The organism is Hyphomonas adhaerens MHS-3 (genome assembly GCF_000685235.1).
Classification (GTDB): domain Bacteria; phylum Pseudomonadota; class Alphaproteobacteria; order Caulobacterales; family Hyphomonadaceae; genus Hyphomonas; species Hyphomonas adhaerens.
The window spans coordinates 1-19,789 of record NZ_ARYH01000004.1 but is presented as its reverse complement, the minus strand read 5'-3'; the positions used below and the strand labels follow the sequence as shown (position 1 = coordinate 19,789).

The following is a 19,789-nucleotide window of genomic DNA, read 5'->3' as shown; positions in this document are numbered from 1 at the left end:
GATGTAGAACCCTGCATTCGAGCCTGGCCTTGAGAAGCAAGGAGTAGACCGTGGCGCGCCTGAAGAGCGTACTGCTCGTGGATTTCGACAATATTTTCGCTGCCACGGGCATGGCCATGGTCGACACGTTGCCAAACTGGCTTCTGTGGCTGGCCGATGGTGCCTTGTCGGAGAAGGGACAACGCCGGAAGTTTGTTTCCAAGCGCGTCTACTGGAACAGCCAGTATGATGTTCACCGGGAAGCCTTCAAGGCCGCAGGATTCGACACGTTTGACTGCCGGGCCCATGCCAAGACAAAGATCGCCTCGGGCAAGTCCTCGGCCGATATCGTCATCACCATGGATGCGATCGAGCTGCGCCACACGATGCGCGGCATCGACGAAATGGTCATCCTGACCACCGATTCCGATTTCGTGCCCGTGGTGAACCGGCTGCAGCTGGCCGGCTTGCGTGTCGTGACCGCCGGCAAGGAAACGGACCCGACCTACCAGCTCTATTCCGAACATGCCGATGGCGTGATCCATATCGGTGCGCTGAAGGCGGCCTTCGATTACGAGCGCGCGCCCCGCAAATGGTACAGGCTGCGCTCTGATCCACCGGTCATCGCCCCGCTGCGCCAACAGGCGGAACGGCGCTCGCCCCTGATGAAGAAGGTGCGCGACGCCGTGCGTGTGGAAAAGGCAAACGGCACGCCGGGCGCGGTGCAGCAAATTCGCCTCGCCGCGGAGATCGTGATGCAGCTCGGCGCCCGGACGCCGGACCAGCCGCTGCCGCGGAACAAGGTGATCCGCGCGCTGGAGGGCGTCGAAGGCTTCCAGACAAAGTATGGCAACCGGATCAAACCCTGGCTGGGGCAGAAGAATTTCAAAACCCTGATGCGCAAGCTGTCGCAGGAAAACCCGGACATCGAAGTCACCGAACTGGCCGACAAGACGGTGCGGATCGTGTGCCGCGTCCGCGGGCCGCGTGGACGGCGCGGGCGCATGGTCGGTGTGCCGTCGCCGCTCGGCCCGCCGCCGAAGAAACCGTCCAGGAATGTCCCGGACGAAGCATCAGAGGCGGCCCCGCAACCAGTTGACGGGAAAACCAATGGCAAAGCGCCGGAAAAAGTGATCGACGGCTCTGCCGACAAACCCGCCAACAAACAGGACGAAAAGCCGTCTGCGGCGGAAACGCGAGTGGACGCATCCGCCGCAGCGGATTAGAGGCAGGGGCTGTAGAAGACCCTAAAGTCATCAAAGGCCCGATCCGATGTTTGACCTCCGCGCGATCCGCGAGAATCCCGAAGCCTTCCGCAAGGCCTGGAACCGGCGCAAGCCGGGGCTTGGCGATGCGGTGGACGATATTCACCGCCACGACGCGGCCCTGCGTACGGCCCTGACCGACAAGCAGGAAGCCGAAAAGCTGCGCAATGAAACGTCCAAGCTGATCGGCAAGGCGAAAGCCTCCGGCGATGAGGCGGAGTTCGAGCGCCTGCGCAAAGTGGTGGCCGACGCGAAGGAAACGATCGAGGCCTGCGCCGAGCAGGAAGAGGCCGCCCGCAAGGAGCTGAACGAGCTGCTCTACGGCCTGCCGAACCTGCCGCTGGACGATGTGCCGGAAGGCGAGGACGAAGAAGCAAACGTCGAACAGCATCGCTGGGGCGATCCGAAGCGGCTGAACGGTCCGAAAGACCATGCCGACCTCGGCGAAGCCCTCGGCATGATGGATTTTGAGACGGCGGCGAAGATGAGCGGCGCGCGTTTCGTGCTGCTCTCCGGCAAGCTTGCCCGCATGGAACGGGCACTCGCCTCGTTCATGCTGGACCTGCAGACCCTCGAACATGGGTACACGGAATGCTCACCGCCATTCCTGGTTAAAGACCAGGCGCTGGTCGGCACCGGGCAGTTGCCCAAATTCTCGGAAGACCTTTTCAAGACGACGGCCGACCATTGGCTCATCCCCACCGCGGAAGTCCCCCTCACGAACATCGTCCGTGAGACGATCATCGAAGCATCCTACCTGCCGCGCCGCTTCACCGCACACACGCCGTGCTTCCGGTCGGAAGCGGGCAGTGCAGGGCGCGATACGAAGGGCATGATCCGGCTGCACCAGTTCAACAAGGTGGAACTGGTTTCGGTGGTCGCGAATGAGGAAGAGGGGCTGGCGGAGCTGGAGCGCATGACGACCTGCGCCGAGGCTGTGCTGAAGCGGCTCGACCTGCCGTTCCGCCGTATGCTGCTCTGCACGGGCGACATGGGCGCCGGGGCGCGCAAGACCTATGACCTCGAAGTCTGGCTGCCGTCACAGAACACCTATCGCGAAATCAGCTCCTGCTCCTATTGCGGGGACTTCCAGGCCCGCCGCATGGATGCGCGCTATCGCCCGGAAGCCGGCGCCAAGCCGGAATTCGTGCACACGCTTAACGGCTCCGGCCTCGCTGTCGGCCGCACGCTGGTCGCCGTGATCGAGAACTACCAGAACGAAGACGGCTCCATCACCGTGCCCGAAGCCCTGCGGCCCTATATGGGCGGGCTTGAGGTGATCGCGTGAGAATCCTCCTCACAAACGATGACGGCATCAACGCCCCCGGCCTGTCGGTGCTGGAGGAGATCGCCAGGGAGCTGTCGGACGATATCTGGATCGCCGCGCCGGAGGAGGAGCAGTCCGGCAAGGGCCGCGCGATCTCGCTGACACATCCGGTGCGCACCCGCAAGGTCGGCGCCCGCGCCTTCGCGATCACCGGCACGCCGTCTGACTGTGTGCTGCTGGCAACGCATGACCTGATGCCCGACAAGCCTGACCTCGTCCTGTCCGGCGTCAATCGCGGCCAGAACATCGCCGAGGATACGAGTTTTTCCGGCACCATCGCCGCGGCCATGTTCGGGATGCAGCTGGGCATTCCATCCATCGCGGTGAGCCAGTCCCAGAATTTCCGCGAGCGCGGGTCGCTGCCATGGGACACGGCGCGGACCTGGGGCGCCAAAACGCTGCGCCCGCTGATCGACATGGGCTGGCCGGACGACGTGGTGATGAATGTGAACTTCCCGGACGTTGAGCCGGAAGATGTCCGCGGCATCCAGATCACCCGCCAGGGCTTCCGTGATGAGTCGATCATCCACACCGACCGGCGGGAAGACCTGCGCGGCAACGACTATTACTGGATCGGCTACAAGGGCAAATTGTCGAAGCCGGACGAAGGAACTGACCTGAGAGCGATCTATGAGGGCTATGTTTCGGTGTCTCCGCTACATGTGGACTTGACGCACGAGGCGTTCCTCCAAAAGCTCCGGGAGTCATGGCAGGCCTGATCGCCGATCCTTTCCGAGCCGCCCGGCTCGTCCTCCACCTGCGGCAGGAGGGCGTGACCGATGATGGTGTGCTGCGGGCCATGGAAACCATCGACCGCGCCGCTTTCATCGACGACCCGGAGCTGACAAATCTCGCTTTCGAGAATGCCATGGTGCCGATCCCGTGCGGGCAGATCATTCCGCGCCCCGTGACCACGGGCCAGCTCATTCAGGCGCTCGACCTGGAAAAAGGCAATGAATCCCGTGTCCTGTTGATCGGGGCGGGCTCCGGCTACACGGCGGCGCTGCTGGCTCAGCTGGCCGCTGACGTGTTCGCGGTTGAGCGATTCAACGCGCTGACCGGGGCGATCCGGCGCCGGATCCTGGACCTCGAACTGTCCAACCTGGCGGTGCGCTGCGGCGACGGCTTGCTGGGCTGGCCGGAACGGGGCCCGTACGACCGGATCCTGCTCGCCGGGGCCGTGGAAGACATTCCGGATGCGCTGCTCGGCCAGTTGGGAAAGGGCGGCCTGCTTGTCGCGCCTGTGGCGGCGCCGGACGGGCAGGTGCTGATGCGCCTGCACGAGAATGGGGAACGCGAGCGGCTGGGCTTCCGGCATGCGCTGCCCCTGTTGCGCGAAGGCCCCGCACAGGCGCTTTGACTGCGACTTCGCGCCTGCAGCCCTTGTTTGCCAATCCCCGCGGCCACAGCTATAGGGGCGTATCTTTTTTGGGGCCTTTAGAGAGGAAAATCATGACGAACAAGCACGTTGCGATGCTTATCGGGGCTGCCCTGTCAGCGCTTCCGGCAGCTGCCCAGGAAGCAGGCGGCCGTCCGGGCGGCGGCATGTTCGAATTGCTGATCATGCCGATCGGTCTGGTTGCCATCTTCTACTTCCTGCTGATCCGGCCGCAGCAGCAGCGCGCCAAGAAGCATTCGTCCATGCTGACCGCGCTCAAGCGGGGCGACACGGTCGTCACCTCCGGCGGCCTCGTCGGCAAGGTGAACAAGGTGTTCGATGACGAAGTCTCCCTCGACCTGGGTGAAAACGTGAAGGTTCGCGTGATCAAGACCATGGTGATCGAGGTGCGCGGCAAAGCCGAGCCGGTCGCCGCAAACGACTAGGCCCAACGACTGAGCCCGGCGCCCACCGGCGCGGCCATTCAAGGATTCCCACATGCTTCAGTTTCCACCCTGGAAGTTAGGCCTGATTTTCCTGGTTCTTGTGTGGGGCGTCATCCTGGCGCTTCCGAATGTGGTGAACATGTCCGGCGCGCCGGGCTGGATGCCGAAGAAGGGCGTCAATCTGGGGCTGGACCTGCAGGGCGGCGTCTACCTGATGATGGAAATCCAGGCGGATGAGGTGGTGGCCAACCGGCTGGACGTCCTGTCCCGCGATGTCTCCTCCACGCTGACCACGCCGCAATCCGACCGGATCTTCAACCTGCCGGAAGTGAAGGGCACGCAACTGGTCGTACGGCTGACCCGCCCGGATGCCGATGGGAATTTCCGCACCGGGGACGCGCTGAAGCGCCTTGAGAAGCTGAACGGCCCCGTTGGCGGCGTTATCGGCGGCGCGCAGATGTACGACATGCGGATTTCCGGCAAGGACACGATCACCATCACCGTGCCGCAGGCCGCCGAGGAATCGCTGCTGAAGGATGCGCTGAGCAAGACGATGACCATCGTGCGCCGCCGCATCGACCCGGAAGGCGTGTCTGAAATCTCGATCACGCCGCAGGGCAACAGCCGCATCATCCTGGAAGCACCGGGTGAGCCGGACCCGCAGCGCATCAAGGACCTGCTGAACCGCGATGGCCGGATGACCTTCAACCTGGTCGATGCCAGCCCTGCGGCCGTCCAGGCAGCGCAGGCGGGTGCTGTGAAGCCCGGCTACCGCCTGCTGACGGGTGACGAGACGGGGCCGCTTCTGGTCAAGAATATTCCTGAAATTGTTGGCTCCGACATCGCCAATGCTGCGCAAGGCTTTGACGAGCAGAACCGCCCGCAGATCACGTTCCGCCTGAACGGCAACGGGGCGCGGAAGTTCTATGAAACGACCAGCAAGAACACCGGCAAACGGTTTGCCATCGTGCTGGACGACCATGTCATGTCGGCGCCGAACATCAACGAGCCGATTCCCGGCGGCAACGTCCGCATCACAGGTAACTTCACCCAGCAGGAAGCGATCGACCTGGCCGCCATCATCGAGGCAGGTGAGATGCCGGCCAAGCTTCAGTTCCTCGATCAACGGACCGTCAGCCCGACCCTCGGGCAGGATTCGATCAATGCCGGTTACACCGCGGCGCTGATCGGCCTTGCGGCGGTCGCCGTCTTCATGATGCTGATCTACGGCACGCTCGGCTTCTTCGCCGTGCTGTCGCTGTCCTGCAACATCGTCCTGATCTTTGCAGGCCTGTCCGGCGTCGGGGCCACGCTGACCCTGCCGGGTATCGCCGGTATCATCCTGACCATCGGTATGGCGGTGGATGCCAACGTGCTGGTGTTCGAACGGATCCGGGAAGAACAGGGGGAAGGCCGGTCGCCATGGACGGCGACGCAGGCCGGATATGAACGCGCCCTCTCGACCATCATGGATGCCAACATCACCACGCTGATCGCGGCTTCTATCCTGTACCTGCTGGGCTCAGGCCCGGTGAAAGGGTTCGCCGTGACCCTGTCGATCGGTATCGTGACCTCGGTGTTCACGGCCTATGTCGTCACCCGGATGATCACGGTCGGATACATGAAACTGATGAAACCCAAGCGGTTCGGAATCTAGGGGCAGGAGAGACGCAATGCTGATCAGATACTGGCCCGACCGGACAAAAATCCCCTTCATGAGCCTGCGGGTCGCAGGGGCGCTCTTTTCCATGGTCCTGATTGCCGCCTCGGCGTTCCTGCTCGGAACGCGCGGCCTCAATTTCGGCGTCGACTTCGCCGGCGGTACCGTCATGGAACTGGCGAAGACCGACACGGTCACCGTGCCGGCGGTTCGCGCCGCGATGCCGATCAATGCCGAGGTCAACAGTGCCCGCGGTACGGACGGGCGCGAGATTGTGGTGGTCAAATTCGGGGAAGCCCCGCCGGACTTGCTGGGCGAAGACTTCAAGTCATTGTCAGAAGACCAGAAGGCGGAGCGCGCCTCCGGCGCCACCAACGAGCTGATCGTCGAGACCCTGTCGAAAGAGTTCAATCTGAGCGTCGAGAACGGGGATTTCCTGCGCAACGACTCGGTCGGCCCGAAAGTCTCGCAGGAGCTGTTTACGGACGGGATCACCGCGCTGGTCGTCGCGCTGGCCATGATGCTCGTCTATATCTGGTTCCGCTTCCAATGGCAGTTCTCTGTCGGTGCCATTGCGGCGCTGGCGCACGACGTGATCATCACGCTCGGCATGTTTGCCTTGCTGAAGATCGAGTTCAACCTGACCTCCATCGCGGCGCTGCTGACGATCATCGGTTATTCCATGAACGACACGGTCGTCGTGTTCGACCGCATCCGGGAAGACCGCCGCAAGTACAAGAAGATGCCCGACCGCGAAGTCATCGACCTGTCGCTGAACGTCACGCTGTCGCGCACCTTGCTGACCTCAGGCACCACGCTGATCTCGCTGTTCGCGATCTATTTCCTCGGTGGCCCCGTGCTGCAGGGCATGAGCTTCGCGCTGATCTTCGGTATCTTTATCGGGACCTATTCGTCAATCTTCATCGCTTCGGCGCTCGTCCTGTCGCTCGGCATGGACTTCACCAAGAAGACGGTTGAGGAAGTTCAGGGCTTCACCGGCGTCTGACGCAGGCCCCCGGGCCTTACTGGCCCAGCATCACGATCCGTTCGCACAGGGCGTCGATCGCCTTTTCCGGCGTGTCGCTGTGGACCAGCGCAGCGCGGAAGCTTTCCGGCGTGAACTTGCCGTCGATGATGTGGCTCATCAGCTCGAAGAAGGGCGCCCAGAAGCCGTCCTCGTCCAGGAAGGCCATCGGCTTGGCGTGCAGGCCGAGACGCGCCCAGGAGAGGATCTCCACCGCCTCTTCCAGCGTGCCGATGCCGCCCGGCAGCACAATGAACGCATCGGCCTCGTCGAACATCATCTGCTTGCGGGTGTGCATGTCTTCGACGATGCGGTGCTCCACATCCTGGTACATGCGTTCCTTCTCCAGCAGGAAGCGGGGCATGATGCCCAGCACGTCGCCGGCCGATTCATGCGCAGCGCGGGCGCAGGCGCCCATCAGGCCGACGCCGCCGCCGCCATAGACCAGCCGGATATCCCGCTTGGCGAGTTCCCGGCCCAGCTGTTCGGCCAGCGCGATATAGTCCGGACGCACTTCGCCCGACGCGCCGCAATACACGCAGACTGACCGTAAATTCGACATCCCCTGACCCTCATTGGTTTTTCTCATTCTTCCCCTCATATGGGGCGCCATCAGCCCGCGCTAGCGCGAAATTCAGGCCATTTCAGGCCCAAAGCGGCGCTTCCGGGTTCCCTGTGGGCTCAAACGGCCCCATATCCCGGGGAATGAGTCCTCCACACACCAGCCCGAACCACGACACGATCGAAAGCGCCGATGGCGGCCTCGGCCCGTCCATTGTGCGCATTCTGAAGCTGCTCTGGCGGCCGGAACTGTCGAAATGGCGCCCTGTCATTGCGATCGCGGTCCTGCTGACGCTCGGCGCGTCCGTGCTGGAGGTCGTCTCTCCGCTGGTCGTCGGCCATGCCATCAACCAGGTTGCTCCGGCAGGCGGCGCCCCGGCTGCTTTCGGCACGGCAGCCATCTGGCTCGCCTTCGGGATCGGTGTACGCTTTGCGGCCGGGGCGATGCCCCAGCTGCGCGACTGGCTGTTCTCGCCGGTCAGCCAGGACGCCCAGCGCGTCGCCAGCGTCGACGCCTTCGGCCATGCGCAGCTCCTGTCGCTGAACTTCCACCAGACCCGCCGCACGGGCGCCCTGAACCGTGTGATCGAGCGCGGCGCCAGCGCCATCGACTATCTGATCCGCTTCCTCGCCTTCAATATCGGGCCCACCTTTGTGCGCCTGATCCTGGCCTCGGTCGCGCTGGGCGTCGCCTATGACTACAAGCTCTCGCTGATCGCGGTTGGCACCATCGCCATCTATGTCGTGGTCACGGTCATCATCACTGAGTGGCGCGTGCGCCAGCGCCGGAAGATGAACGAGGCGGACACGCATTTCCGCGCCACGTCGGTCGATATCCTCACCAATTTCGAGACGGTGAAATCCTTCGCTGCAGAGCGCCGCGAGACGTCCCGCTTCGGCAAGGCGATGGCCAATTACAACCACCACTATGTCGAGACCGTGCGGTCCATGTACATCCTGAATGCCACGCAGGCATTGGTGATGAATGGCGGCCTGGCCGCCGTGCTGGTCCTGTCGGCCTGGAACGTCATCCACGGCAAGATGGAGATCGGCGACCTGACGGCCGTGATGCTGATGATGCTGTCGCTCTATGCCCCGCTGAACATCCTCGGCTGGGCCTGGCGGGAGATCAAGCAGGGCGCGGTGGACCTCGAGAAGCTCTACGGCCTGCTCGGCATGAAGCCCGAGATCACCGACGCGCCAGACGCACTGGAGCTTGCCCATCCGGTCGGCAGCGTTGCCTTCGAGAACGTGTCGTTCAGCCATGAAGGCCGCGCCGTCGGCGTACAGGATGTCAGTTTCGAGCTGGCGCCCGGCAAGAAGATCGCCTTTGTCGGCACGTCTGGCGCCGGCAAGTCGACGCTGCTGAAGCTCCTCTTCCGTTTCTATGACGTGGAGTCCGGCCGGGTCCTGGTCGACGGCCATGACGTCCGCGACCTGACGCAGGAATCCCTGCGCCGTGCCCTCGGCCTCGTGCCGCAGGATGTGGTCCTCTTCAACGACACGATCCGGCACAACATTGCCTATGCACGGCCGGACGCATCGGATGAGGACGTCCGCAACGCCGCCCGCCGGGCGCAGCTGCTGGAATTCATCGAAAGCCTGCCCGAGGGCTGGGAAACCCGCGTTGGGGAACGCGGCCTGAAACTCTCTGGCGGGGAGAAGCAGCGCGTCGGAATCGCCCGCGTCATTCTCTCCGACCCGGCCATTCTCGTGCTGGATGAGGCAACCTCGGCCCTCGACAGCGCCACCGAACAGGCCGTTCAGGAAGCCCTCGACGAGGCCTCTCAGGGCCGCACCACGCTGATGGTGGCCCACCGGCTGTCCACGGTGAAGTCGGCCGACGAAATCCTCGTGCTGGAAGCCGGGCAGGTAATCGAGCGCGGAGATCACGCAACCCTGCTGTCAAAGCACGGGAAATATGCTGATATGTGGGAAAGACAGGCCCGCAGTGCGAATCTCAAACTCGCGGCCGAATAAGGGCCCTGAAAAGTCGGGATCGAAACAGAAAGCGTGCTGAATCATGGATGATCTGGACCACAAGTCCACGCCCTGGCTGAATGGCGGCTTCGACATTGAAGGCATTGTCGTGGCCTTCGCCGTATTTCTGGGGGCCTTGCTGCTCGGCTGGCTCTGGGCGCCGCTGTTCTGGCTGGGCTTCATTGCTTTCATCGCCACCTTGCTGGCCACTCGCTGGTCGCAGCGGACGCCGCCAGAGCTTGCCAGCGGGATCGTCGCGCCGTGCGACGGCATCGTCGTGTCGGTCAATCAGGTCGAAGCGCCGCCCGAACTGCGGCTGCACAGCCCGGTGGTCACGCGCGTCCGCATCTCGTCGGCGCCTGTTTCCACCAACAAGGTCTACACGCCGATCTCCGGCAGCCTGGAACACGTCACGCTCGAAGAAGGCGATTCCTCCATCCCCATCGCCATGCGGGCGGATGATGAAGGCCTCGCCCGGGCGTGGATGTGCTTTGAAAGCCATGGCCAGCAGGTCGGCATCCGCCTTGCGTCCGGCGGGTTCGGCCCGCGGATCGAGATCGACGTGAATGCGGGCGACATTGCCCGCCTCGGCAAGCCCTGCGGGACACGCCGCCTTGGCGGCTGGTGCGACCTCTACATCCCGGCCAGTTCCGGCCAGCTCATCTGGCCTGGCCAGACGCTTGTCGGCGGCGAGACCGTCATCGGCCGCCTGCGCTCCGATGCAGGGGAAGTGGATGACGACGAGATCGAAGAGGCGTTCGAAGTCCAGCGTGAAGCCGCCGCCGGTGTTGCGGAGGAAGACCCGTTCGAACCCGTGATTGCGGAAGAGGACGAGGATGACGAGCAATACGTCTCCCCGGATGAAGCGGAAGTCTCCGAAGAAGACCCCGCTGTCCTGTTCGCCCGCCTCCGCGAAGCCGCCCGCCGGTCCGAAGAGGGCGATTGAGCGGGGACAGATCGGGGCTTATCCTTCACCTCTGACACAGCTTCGCTGTGCGTTTCCAACGCGTGTGGGAGGTGAGGGCCACACCGTATCCGCCCGATAATCCCTCATGCCAGGCTTCCCGGCATGACACATCCCACCGGTTTCCTGACTCACGCTTATTACACGATTGCCCGCGCCGTGGCCGAAGCTGGCGTGAATGCGGACCTGTTCAAACATCCGGAACTGATCCCGAAAACGCTGAAGCGCCGCGTCTCGGCAGAGCTGAAGCGGTTGGCCGTTCTGCTCCGCCGTCTGATCTTCCTGATGGCGCTGCAGGTGGAGCTGGCCCCGGTGAAACCGCGTCCGGGAAGCAATTATTTCGAGAAAGCTGACGGCGAACCGGAAGCGCGCAAGGTGGTCTTTTCCGTCTTGCCTGTGCCTGCAGGTGAAGCGCCGGATTTTCTCCACGGCCCGATCACCGTGCCGACGCGCGGCCCTGTCCCCGCCGCGCCGCTGATCGCCCGCTGGGAGGCGATGCTCGACACGCTGAAACATCACAAGCGCCGGGCGAATTGTCTCGCGCGCACGATCCAGCGTTGGAAAGCCGAAGGCGAAGCCCGGCCCTACATTGTGCCCATCCCCAGGACGCACGCCATGCCCGCCGCGCTCGGCATCGTTTCCGGCGGGCTGACTGTGCAGCTGATCGAAGCGCTGCGCGACTGGCCAGCCGCCGACACGAGCTGAGTTTCTCAACAATCAGGAGATTCGCCGGAGCGCCATAGGCGTGTCCGGGCGGACGTGCTGGGCGATATGCTTATTCCGCTTTCGGACCGCCCGTCAGCGCCAGCAGGTGCAGCACATCGCCTTCCAGCCTTGCGCGTTGTTCCGCCACCATGCGCTGGGCCGAGATATAGGCCCGGCGGCCGTTGAGGAACTCGGTGATGGTGATCTCACCATACTCATAGCCCTTCTGGATCGTCTCAAGGATCTTCCGGGAGGACTCGGCCGTTTCGAGGGATTTCTCGTAAAGTGTCATGGCTGCGCCAATGGATTGCCGCGCCGACTGGACCGCCTGGAAGGCTTCCCGCTGGGCGGTGACGCGGTCGAGTTCGGCGACCGTAGCGCTGGCAGACATTTCCCGCGCATAGGCCTGGCGGGCCGACCCGCCGATGGGAATGCTGACCCGGGCCATGACGCTGGTCTCGGACCCGCCAAACTCGTTGCCGAAGTCGAGGCCGAAAGTGGGGTCCGGTCGCTTCTCCATCCTGGCCCGCTGGGCTTTCAGCCGGGCCTGTTCGGCAACCAGGCCAGCGCGGCGATAGGCCGGCGTATTCTCGATATCGGTCTCGAAGAGTGGGGTGATCATCTCGTCGGAGACATCAAGCGGTGTGGTCCGCTCCGGAAAGACGATGTCGGGATAGCGGGCAACAAGGGCCGCGCGAGCAACCTGGGTGGCTGTCCGGTCCTGCTCGGCCTGCAGCTGCAGCAGCCCGGCCTCCGCAGCCAGCTGATCCGCGCGGATCTGGCGCTCGGCGCCCTTGTCCACAGCGATCTGCTGCAGCTCTGCAATCCGCAACGCCTCGGCAGCCTGGGACGCGGAGGATTCCGACAGCAGGTCCGCCCGCCGCCATGTGCTCCACAGGGTCGCGAACTTCTGGCGCTCGTTAAACAGGGACTGATCGAGTCCGGTTCCGGCAAGGTCGATCTCCAGCCGGGCGAGATTGGTGTCCACCTGCCGCTTGCCCGGAAGGCGCACGGTGCGGGAAATTCCGGCAGACCATTCCGTGTACCGGTTTTCAGCAGCGAGCGGGTCGTCGATCTTGCGCTGGCCACCGCTGGCATTCACCTCGAACTCATAAGGGCCCGACGCGATCCGGTTGGCCGAGGCGCTCGCCCTGTCGATATCCGCCCGGGCAGACCGGAAAGACGGGCTCGTCCGGATGGACTGCTCCATCAGATCTACGACCGGATCGGTCTGGCCGGCAGCGGGCAGGGCCAGGAAAAGAGAACCAAGAAGTGCGGCAGCGAGAAGGGGAAGTTTCATTGGAGGCGTCCAAAATCGAGTACGGGTTCGATCCAGTATGAGATCTGGCGGCGTGGGCAGGCCTGGCGAACAGCTTCCAGCACGAGCGGGATGGCGTTTTCCGGCAGAACCATCAGCACAGTGAAAATTTTCATTGCGCCTTTCACCTTCTCCGCCGTCGAGGCGAGATCCATCGAGCTGCCGCGGCCGAGACCGTCCTGGCTGGTATAGCCCGGCAGGGGTGGATCCAGTCCGTCCAGCGTATCGAGCAGGGTCGGCTCGATGCTTTTAGGGCAGACGAGGGTCAGTTTGCGTAGGGGCGTATCCATTGGACCTCTCCTTGCGGCACACCGGAAGGCGTGCGGTCGACACCGAAGCGGCGGTAAAGCACCGGCATAAGGAACAGTGTCAGAATGGTAGATGAGACGAGACCGCCGACCACAACGATCGCCAGCGGACGCTGGAGTTCAGAACCGGGGCCGTGGGCGAACAGGAGCGGGACGAGCCCGAGAGCCGCTGTCGCAGCGGTCATCAGGACGGGACGCAGGCGGCGTTCCGATCCCTGCCGGACGGCCTGCTCCGTATCGAGCCCAAGCGCACGCAGGTCGTTGAAGCAGGTGACCAGAACCAGTCCGTTGAGAACCGCGATGCCGAGGAGCGCGATAAAGCCAACCGATGCCGGAACCGAAAGATATTCGCCGGACAGGCTGAGCGCGATGATACCGCCGACCAGCGCAAACGGTATGTTCACGAGGATCAGGATTGCCTGCCGCGTGGACCTTAGTGTGCCGAACAGGACGACGAAGATCAGGGCAAGCGACAGCGGGACCATCAGGGACAGGCGGGCCGACGCGCGGCGCTGGTTTTCGAACTCGCCGCCGAACTCAAGCGTGTAGCCAGCCGGGAGCGGGCCCATTGCATCGACGGCGGCCTGCGCATCGGCCACGAAGCCAACCAGGTCGCGTCCCGAAACGAAGGCCTGCACGACGGCGTAGCGAGAGCCATTCTCCCGGGCAACCGACGCCAGCCCGGCAACGCGGGATACGGTTGCGACATCGGAGAGGCGCACCATTTCCCCGGCCGGGTTCACGATCAACAGGTTTCCAAAGTCGTAGGCGGCGGTGCCTTTCGTCTGATCCTTGCGAATGACAATGGGCGTACGCCGGCCCGGCTCGATCACTTCACCGGCCACGACGCCTTCCAGCCGCGAACGGAGTTCGTCCTGGATGGTGATGACGTCCAGCCCCAGCCGGCCCGCCCGGACCGGGTCGATTTCCACCTGGAGATATTCGGATACATCATTGGAGGCGGTAAAGACATCCGAAGCCCCGGGAACGGTTGCGATGGCTTGCTCCACACGGCCAGCCAGATCGGCCAATTCGTTGGAGTCCGGGCCGAAGATCTTTACGGCCAGATCGCCCCGTGAACCGGTCAGCATCTCGGAGACACGCATTTCGATTGGCTGGGTGAAGGAAGATTCGATCCCAACAAAGCTTTCCATGACACTGCGGACTTCACCCACAAGCCATTCCGTATCCGGACCACGCCATTCTTCGCGCGGGGCCAGTTCCAGGAACATGTCGGATTCATTGAGGCCCATCGGGTCGAGTCCAAGCTCATCAGAGCCGATGCGGCCGATGATGTGCTCAACTTCCGGGACGTTCTCAATGATCGCTGCCTGGGCGCGCATGGCGTCGGCTTCGCTCTGGTTGAGGTTGATGGAAGGAAGCGCGGCCAGCTGCATCACCACCGAGCCTTCATTCATCGTGGGCATGAAGGTTTTGCCCGTTGCGGTGTAGGCGAAGGCGGCAAACACCACGCTGATGGCGGCCACCGCATAAACGATCACCGGCATGTTCAGGACGCGGTTCAGCATGCTGCGATAGGCCGGGGTGAGGACCCGCATCAGGAAGGTTTCATGTGCCCCCGAGGATTTGAGCAGGAAAGATGCGAGGACCGGGATCAGCGTGCAGGCCAGCAGAAGGGCAGATCCGAGGGCGAACACGATCGCCAGCGCCACCGGGGCAAACAGCTTGCCTTCCAGTCCCTGCAAAGTGAGTAGCGGGACGAAGACCAGGCAGATGATAAAGATGCCCGCGGCTGTTGGAAGCGCGACCTCGGAAGCTGCGCGGTAGATCACGTGCAGCTTGCTTGCCTGAGGGTTTTCATTCAGGCGCTCGACCGCATTTTCGGTGACGACAATCGCGCCGTCGACAATCATCCCGATGGCGATCGCGAGACCCCCAAGGCTCATCAGATTGGCCGACAGGCCGAACAGTTTCATCAGGAGGAATGTTGCCAGCGCAGAGGCAGGCAGGATCAGCGTCACGACCAGGGCCGCGCGCCAGTCTCCGAGGAAAACAATCAGGAGGGCGATCACAAGAGCCACAGCGATCAGCAAGGCTTCGGTGACGGTCCAGACGGCTTTTTCAATGAGGTCAGACCGGTTGTAGAAGACTTCGATCGAGACGCCTTCCGGCAGGCTGCTCTGGAGTTCGGCGAGCTTGTCTTCAACGCCTTTGACGACCGTCCGGGCATCCGCGCCTCGGAGGGCGACGACGATCCCTTCAACGGCTTCACCCTCGCCATCGCGGGTAACGGATCCATAGCGCGTCAGGCTGTCCAGCTGGACCGTTGCGATGTCGCGGAGGCGAAGCACTTGCCCGTCCATTTCACGAACGACGAGTGCGCCGATGTCGTCCTCGTTTTCGGTTGCGCCGATGGAGCGGACGACGAGCGCCTCCTCTCCTTCGGACATCCGGCCAGCACCGTCATTGCGATTGTTGTTTTGGAGTACAGTGCGGATGTCGTCCAGACTGATCCCGGCCATCGCCATGGCGGCTTCATCCGGTGCGATGTTGAATGTCCGAACCCGGCCTCCAAGCGCGTTGACGTCAGCAACGCCGGGCAATGTACGCAGGGCCGGGCGGATGACCCAGTCGAGCAGGGACCGGCGTTCTTCCAGCGAGAGGTCATCGCTCTCGATGGTGAACATGAAGACTTCCGACAAGGCAGTGGAAATCGGTGCGAGACCTCCGGAAACGGTTTCTGGGAAGTCGCCGCTCACCGCGGTCAGGCGTTCGGATACCTGCTGGCGGGCCCAATAGATGTCCGTGCCTTCCTTGAAGTCGATGGTCACGTCAGCGATCGCATACTTCGCCTTGGCGCGCATCATGGTCTGGTCGGGAATGCCCAGCAGTTCCATTTCCAGCGGCCGGACCACACGGGATTCGACCTCTTCCGGCGTCATGCCGGGCGCTTTGAGAATGATCTTGACCTGGGTCGGAGCAATCTCGGGAAAGGCGTCGATCGGCAGCTTTGCCGACGCATACAGACCGGAGACTGCCAGAAGGAGGGCTGCACCGAGGATGAAGATCCGCTGTGTCAGCGAGAAAGAGACAAGGCGATCCAACACGGTCCTCAGACTCCTTCAGCAAGGTTTTTGAGGGCAGCGAGGCCGGAGACCGCAACCTGGTCGCCGGATGAGACGCCACCACTCAATACGGCATCTTCCCGGCTGCGGGTCAGCACGCTGACTTCCGCGCGGCGGAAGCCGCTGCCGGTATCAATAAAGACACAGTCAACGCCGTTGATACGGACGATCGCCTGCGCGGGAATGATGAGATTGTTTTCCTGGCCGGCCGCATCGAGTGAGAGATTGACCAGTTGGCCGAGGCGCCAGGAGGTCGAGGATGGAAGTTCAATCTTTATCCGGACTGACTGCAGACGCGCATCGACGGTCGGGTCGATCGCCACAACGGTGCCTTTTCCGGCAGAGCCTGCCAGTGACACCGTCGAACCGATGGAGAAGGTGTTCGCCACACGCTCAGGCAAGGCGACGTCCAGCCAGTACCGTTTGCCGTCAAAAATGGAGAGGAAAGGTTCGGACATGCCAACCGCTTCCCCGGCGTCGACAGACACGCTGGCGACCGTGCCGGAGGCGGGGGCAACGAGTTTGAACCGGCCAGCCTCTCCGGTGCTGCGAACGGCGCTCAGGCGCCGCTGATACGCAGCGAGGTTTAGGTGGGCTGTTTTCGAGTCATGCTCGGCTTCATCTGCTTCCTGCGCCGAGCGCAGGCCAAGCTCGCGAAGTTCCAGGGCGCGTTCGAGCAGGTGGTCCATATGTTCGGCCATGATGCGCTGGGATTCGAGTTCCGCGCGGGCCGTTTCGTAGTCGGGGCTGTAGAGTAGGGCGACCGGGTCTCCAGCTTTCACCTGCATGCCGGGGATTACCAGCGTCTCGAGAATAACCGCTTCAAACGGGCTGGCGACCGGCGTTGAGTTGCCGGGCGGCGTAATGACCGTTCCGAACGTCCTTGTGCCTTCGATCGCGCTTTCTGCGCGAACGGGGGCCGTCGATATGCCAAGCGCTTTCCGGCTTGCGGCGGACACTTCAACCGTCTGGGAAAGTGCCGGTTCGCCTAAAATTGCCAGAGAAGTTATCGCCAGCGCTGTGCGCAATACCCAATTCACCATCGTCTTCTCGCCGTGTCGTGGTTTCTGTCCATGACGACGTTCTGACAGGTCTCACTGACGCCATCCTGACAAGGAATTGAGCATCTGCATGCGTGGCATGCGATAATGTCAGTGACAGTTTGCTGAAAGATCAGGCAGGGCGTGCGGCGGGGAAGCGAAGGGCAAGTCCGGAATATGCCGGCTGGCAAGTGACCAGTTCACCGCCATGGGAATCGGCAATCCGGTCCGCAATTGCGAGGCCGAGGCCGGCTTCTCCGCCCGGCGCGCGATCTGCCCGGATGCCGCGCGCTTTAAGTTTGTCCAGCTCGTCCGGTGTCAGGCCCTGTCCGCCGTCGATCACGGCGAGGTTCGCACCGGGGCCCGCGCGGACAATCACTTCACTGCCTTCCGGCGCGGCGCGCAGGGCGTTGACGATCAAAGTCCGGAGGGATGCGGCGACCGCCTCCTCCAATCCCCGGAAAGGGGCCGGATGATCGGATTCCACCGACAATTCACGTCCGGCCTGGATCGCGGCAGGCGCGAGTTCAGCCACAATGCGGCGCGCGAGGGCATCAGGCTCAATCAGGCTCCGGCGCTGTGCCGTGTCGGGCGCGTTGCTGCGGGCCAGCAGCAGAAGCTGGTCGACCATGTCTGACAGAGCACGGATCTGGGCCCGCAAAGGCGCAGCGTCTTCCGCTGGCAGTTTGTCGAGGGACAGCGCGAGGATCGAGAGCGGGGTCTTGAGCTCATGTGCCGCGTCGGCCGCAAAGGCCTCCTGCCGCCGCGCATGGGCTGCCAACCGGCTGGTGAGTTCATTCACCGCTTCCGTAAAGGGGGTCAGTTCTCTGGGCAGCGCGTCGGGAGGCGTCTGATAACTGCGGAGTTCCTGAGCGGCTTGCCGGACATCGCCGGCGATTCCTTTCAATTGCCCCTCTACGCGGCGCACCACCAGCAGCGCGCCGGTGCCGAAGAGCAGGAGGAAGACGCCGAAGGGCACAAGCACGTGTTCGGTGATCTCGCGGACCGTTTTCCAGAGCGGGGGCGGGTTCGCGCTGAGAAGGCCGTATTCATAGATGACCATGATGGTCAGCACGGCGCCGCCAACCAAGCTTGAGATCAACAGGCCACGAAGCAATCTGCCAGCGATGGAGTTCATGACACTCTCCGGTTTCCGAACAGATAGCCCACGCCGCGGACGGTGTGGAGGATGTCGTCTTCCCCCACTTCGGCGAACCGGCGGCGCAGGCGGGACGCCACGGCCTCCAGCGCATTCGGCGTCACCGGATCTGCGGCGCTGTACAGCGCACCTTCAATCCGCTCGCGAGGGACGACCTTGCCTGCATTCCGCAAAAGGATTTCAAGGAAGTCTGCTTCTTTCCGGCCGATCGCGAGCGGGCGGCCGGAAAGCTCTGCCTGCCGGGTCGTCGTGTCGAACGTGACGTCGCCCACCGTCAGGACGACAGGGTCGCGGCGGCCGGGACGGCGGATCAGGGCGCGCAGGCGAGCGGCGATTTCATCGATTTCGGCGGGTTTGACCAGATAATCGTCCGCGCCTGTGTCCAGCCCTGTGACGCGATCATCCAGCGTACTGCGCGCCGACAGAATCAGGACGGGCGGACGATCGGCAGGTAGGCTGCGCAGCCAGTCAATGCCATCGCCATCGGGCAGGCCGAGGTCCAGCATGATCACGTCGAACTGCCCAACAGCCATGTGATCGTCCGCTTCAGCAATGCCGCCAGCGATATCACTGTCGATACCGCGCGCGCCGAGCCGCTCCGCCAGCAGGCTGGCCAGTTCGTGATTGTCTTCGATGATCAGCGTTCGCATGTGTTCGTGGAGTCCGGGATTTTCTCGGATCCTATCAGCAAAAGCTGACGCCGTCCTGACCGGTTGCGTCAGTTGTTTAGCGGCACAGTTCTCGTTTCATATACCGGTGTCCCCGCCTGCAGGTGTGCATCGATAAAGTCGTAAGTGATCTGCAGCAGCGTCTTGCCATCTATGGTGAGACTGTTGATCGGAATTTCGCCGAAGCTGTGGCGCGCTCCGGATACGGTATAAAAAGCGTAGGATATACTGTTGGAGTCGGCTTCAGTTTGGATGGCCTGGGCGAAGGAATAGTCCACAACATCATCCTGGTCGCCATGCAGGATCAAAAGGGGCGGTTCGCCAGCATCCATCAGGCCACTATAGATAAAGCGTCCCCAGTAATCGATCATCACCTCCGGCTTGGGCGCGTAGATTGAATATTCGTCCAGGCCGTAGCTGATGTGGAGGCCGATGACCGATCCCGCAGATCCCCCCCAAATGGCGAAACGGGACATGTCCACGCACAAGTCAGCGCTGTTGTCCTCGATCCAGCGCAGCGCCTTCGTCGTGTCCTCGATCGAACTGGTGATGATGTTCGCCTGGTCCGTCTGATTGTTCGAAATGATGGGGCTGACGCCGGCATTCAGGATGGCGTCCCGGACTGGATAGAATTCTGCTGACGGAACGGGATTATCGCCCGCCAGCCTGTAGTCGATGGAAATGGCGACATAGCCCTGGCCACTCAGGTCGGAGGCAATCGAAGGCCATGGCGCCGATTGTTTCGTTCCATCCTCAAATCCGCCGCCATGGACAAGAACGACGAGCGGCCGGGCCGCGGTACATGCATCGCCGGACTGATAAACGTCAAGAAGAAGGGACTTCGACCCGCTGGCCAGGAGGCCGCTCCCATAAACCACATCGGTTTGGCTGGTTGGGACAGCCGGTGGTGGTGGCGGCGGT

At 63.0% G+C, this 19,789-nt stretch carries 18 protein-coding genes; 10 read left to right on the top strand and 8 right to left on the bottom strand.

The window, feature by feature from the left end; genetic code table 11:
• Positions 1 to 50: 50 nt before the first annotated feature.
• The 7 genes from HAD_RS16580 (at position 51) to secF (ending at position 7,061) form a co-directional block, all read left to right on the top strand.
• Complete coding sequence (locus tag HAD_RS16580; RefSeq protein ID WP_035573805.1) at positions 51 to 1,205, top strand: NYN domain-containing protein; 1,155 nt, start codon at positions 51 to 53, stop codon at positions 1,203 to 1,205.
• Between the two features lie 46 nt (positions 1,206 to 1,251).
• Complete coding sequence (serS, locus tag HAD_RS16575) at positions 1,252 to 2,532, top strand: serine--tRNA ligase (RefSeq protein ID WP_035573803.1); 1,281 nt, start codon at positions 1,252 to 1,254, stop codon at positions 2,530 to 2,532.
• Entirely contained in the window at positions 2,529 to 3,290 is a 762-nt protein-coding gene (gene surE, locus HAD_RS16570) for a 5'/3'-nucleotidase SurE (RefSeq protein WP_035573801.1), read from the top strand. The genes serS and surE overlap by 4 nt, the downstream gene beginning before the upstream one ends.
• Positions 3,278 to 3,931: a class I SAM-dependent methyltransferase gene (locus tag HAD_RS16565; protein ID WP_035573799.1), complete on the top strand. Its 654-nt coding sequence runs from the start codon at positions 3,278 to 3,280 to the stop codon at positions 3,929 to 3,931. The genes surE and HAD_RS16565 overlap by 13 nt, the downstream gene beginning before the upstream one ends.
• A 92-nt stretch (positions 3,932 to 4,023) precedes the next feature.
• Entirely contained in the window at positions 4,024 to 4,395 is a 372-nt protein-coding gene (gene yajC / locus HAD_RS16560; protein ID WP_051596415.1) for a preprotein translocase subunit YajC, read from the top strand.
• A gap of 52 nt (positions 4,396 to 4,447) precedes the next feature.
• Positions 4,448 to 6,052 (top strand): protein translocase subunit SecD, encoded by a 1,605-nt coding sequence (secD, locus tag HAD_RS16555; RefSeq protein WP_035573797.1) that lies wholly within the window; start codon positions 4,448 to 4,450, stop codon positions 6,050 to 6,052.
• A 16-nt stretch (positions 6,053 to 6,068) separates the two neighbouring features.
• Positions 6,069 to 7,061 (top strand): protein translocase subunit SecF, encoded by a 993-nt coding sequence (gene secF, locus HAD_RS16550; RefSeq protein WP_035573796.1) that lies wholly within the window; start codon positions 6,069 to 6,071, stop codon positions 7,059 to 7,061.
• A gap of 16 nt (positions 7,062 to 7,077) precedes the next feature.
• Here the strand turns inward: secF and HAD_RS16545 are convergent, their stop codons facing one another.
• Positions 7,078 to 7,641 (bottom strand): LOG family protein, encoded by a 564-nt coding sequence (locus tag HAD_RS16545; RefSeq protein ID WP_035573794.1) that lies wholly within the window; start codon positions 7,639 to 7,641, stop codon positions 7,078 to 7,080.
• A gap of 143 nt (positions 7,642 to 7,784) precedes the next feature.
• On the opposite strand from HAD_RS16545, the gene HAD_RS16540 reads away from it, so the two are divergent.
• The 3 genes from HAD_RS16540 (at position 7,785) to HAD_RS16530 (ending at position 11,289) form a co-directional block, all read left to right on the top strand.
• Positions 7,785 to 9,620 carry an ABCB family ABC transporter ATP-binding protein/permease gene (locus tag HAD_RS16540; protein ID WP_035573793.1) on the top strand — a complete coding sequence of 612 codons (1,836 nt, stop codon included), beginning with the start codon at positions 7,785 to 7,787 and terminating at the stop codon, positions 9,618 to 9,620.
• A gap of 43 nt (positions 9,621 to 9,663) precedes the next feature.
• Positions 9,664 to 10,566 carry a phosphatidylserine decarboxylase gene (locus tag HAD_RS16535; protein WP_035573792.1) on the top strand — a complete coding sequence of 301 codons (903 nt, stop codon included), beginning with the start codon at positions 9,664 to 9,666 and terminating at the stop codon, positions 10,564 to 10,566.
• A 123-nt stretch (positions 10,567 to 10,689) separates the two neighbouring features.
• Positions 10,690 to 11,289 carry a hypothetical protein gene (locus tag HAD_RS16530; RefSeq protein ID WP_035573791.1) on the top strand — a complete coding sequence of 200 codons (600 nt, stop codon included), beginning with the start codon at positions 10,690 to 10,692 and terminating at the stop codon, positions 11,287 to 11,289.
• 70 nt (positions 11,290 to 11,359) lie between these two features.
• On the opposite strand, the gene HAD_RS16525 is transcribed toward HAD_RS16530, so the two are convergent.
• The 7 genes from HAD_RS16525 to HAD_RS16495 all read right to left on the bottom strand — a co-directional run.
• Positions 11,360 to 12,589 (bottom strand): TolC family protein, encoded by a 1,230-nt coding sequence (locus HAD_RS16525; RefSeq protein WP_035573790.1) that lies wholly within the window; start codon positions 12,587 to 12,589, stop codon positions 11,360 to 11,362.
• Complete coding sequence (locus HAD_RS16520) at positions 12,586 to 12,897, bottom strand: DUF3240 family protein (protein WP_035573789.1); 312 nt, start codon at positions 12,895 to 12,897, stop codon at positions 12,586 to 12,588. The genes HAD_RS16525 and HAD_RS16520 overlap by 4 nt, the downstream gene beginning before the upstream one ends.
• Positions 12,873 to 15,983, bottom strand: a complete 3,111-nt coding sequence (locus HAD_RS16515) for an efflux RND transporter permease subunit (RefSeq protein WP_035573788.1) — start codon at positions 15,981 to 15,983, stop codon at positions 12,873 to 12,875. Before HAD_RS16515 ends, HAD_RS16520 begins: the two co-directional genes overlap by 25 nt.
• A 5-nt stretch (positions 15,984 to 15,988) precedes the next feature.
• Entirely contained in the window at positions 15,989 to 17,044 is a 1,056-nt protein-coding gene (locus HAD_RS16510; RefSeq protein ID WP_035573787.1) for an efflux RND transporter periplasmic adaptor subunit, read from the bottom strand.
• Between the two features lie 130 nt (positions 17,045 to 17,174).
• Positions 17,175 to 18,179, bottom strand: coding sequence for a sensor histidine kinase (locus tag HAD_RS16505; protein ID WP_035573786.1), 1,005 nt, complete (start codon positions 18,177 to 18,179; stop codon positions 17,175 to 17,177).
• On the bottom strand, positions 18,176 to 18,850 hold the full coding sequence (locus HAD_RS16500) for a response regulator (protein WP_035573785.1): 675 nt from the start codon (positions 18,848 to 18,850) through the stop codon (positions 18,176 to 18,178). The genes HAD_RS16505 and HAD_RS16500 overlap by 4 nt, the downstream gene beginning before the upstream one ends.
• A gap of 68 nt (positions 18,851 to 18,918) precedes the next feature.
• Positions 18,919 to 19,789, bottom strand: an 871-nt coding sequence (locus tag HAD_RS16495; protein ID WP_035573784.1) for an alpha/beta hydrolase, incomplete at its 5' end; no start/stop codon positions are given.

Coding starts and splice junctions, on each gene's coding strand:
- serS (WP_035573803.1), top strand. CDS start 1,252: ATGTTTGACCTCCGCGCGATCCGCGAGAATCCCGAAGCCTTCCGCAAG.
- HAD_RS16565 (WP_035573799.1), top strand. CDS start 3,278: ATGGCAGGCCTGATCGCCGATCCTTTCCGAGCCGCCCGGCTCGTCCTC.
- yajC (WP_051596415.1), top strand. CDS start 4,024: ATGACGAACAAGCACGTTGCGATGCTTATCGGGGCTGCCCTGTCAGCG.
- secD (WP_035573797.1), top strand. CDS start 4,448: ATGCTTCAGTTTCCACCCTGGAAGTTAGGCCTGATTTTCCTGGTTCTT.
- secF (WP_035573796.1), top strand. CDS start 6,069: ATGCTGATCAGATACTGGCCCGACCGGACAAAAATCCCCTTCATGAGC.
- HAD_RS16545 (WP_035573794.1), bottom strand. CDS start 7,641: ATGTCGAATTTACGGTCAGTCTGCGTGTATTGCGGCGCGTCGGGCGAA.
- HAD_RS16540 (WP_035573793.1), top strand. CDS start 7,785: ATGAGTCCTCCACACACCAGCCCGAACCACGACACGATCGAAAGCGCC.
- HAD_RS16535 (WP_035573792.1), top strand. CDS start 9,664: ATGGATGATCTGGACCACAAGTCCACGCCCTGGCTGAATGGCGGCTTC.
- HAD_RS16530 (WP_035573791.1), top strand. CDS start 10,690: ATGACACATCCCACCGGTTTCCTGACTCACGCTTATTACACGATTGCC.
- HAD_RS16525 (WP_035573790.1), bottom strand. CDS start 12,589: ATGAAACTTCCCCTTCTCGCTGCCGCACTTCTTGGTTCTCTTTTCCTG.
- HAD_RS16520 (WP_035573789.1), bottom strand. CDS start 12,897: ATGGATACGCCCCTACGCAAACTGACCCTCGTCTGCCCTAAAAGCATC.
- HAD_RS16510 (WP_035573787.1), bottom strand. CDS start 17,044: ATGGTGAATTGGGTATTGCGCACAGCGCTGGCGATAACTTCTCTGGCA.
- HAD_RS16505 (WP_035573786.1), bottom strand. CDS start 18,179: ATGAACTCCATCGCTGGCAGATTGCTTCGTGGCCTGTTGATCTCAAGC.
- HAD_RS16500 (WP_035573785.1), bottom strand. CDS start 18,850: ATGCGAACGCTGATCATCGAAGACAATCACGAACTGGCCAGCCTGCTG.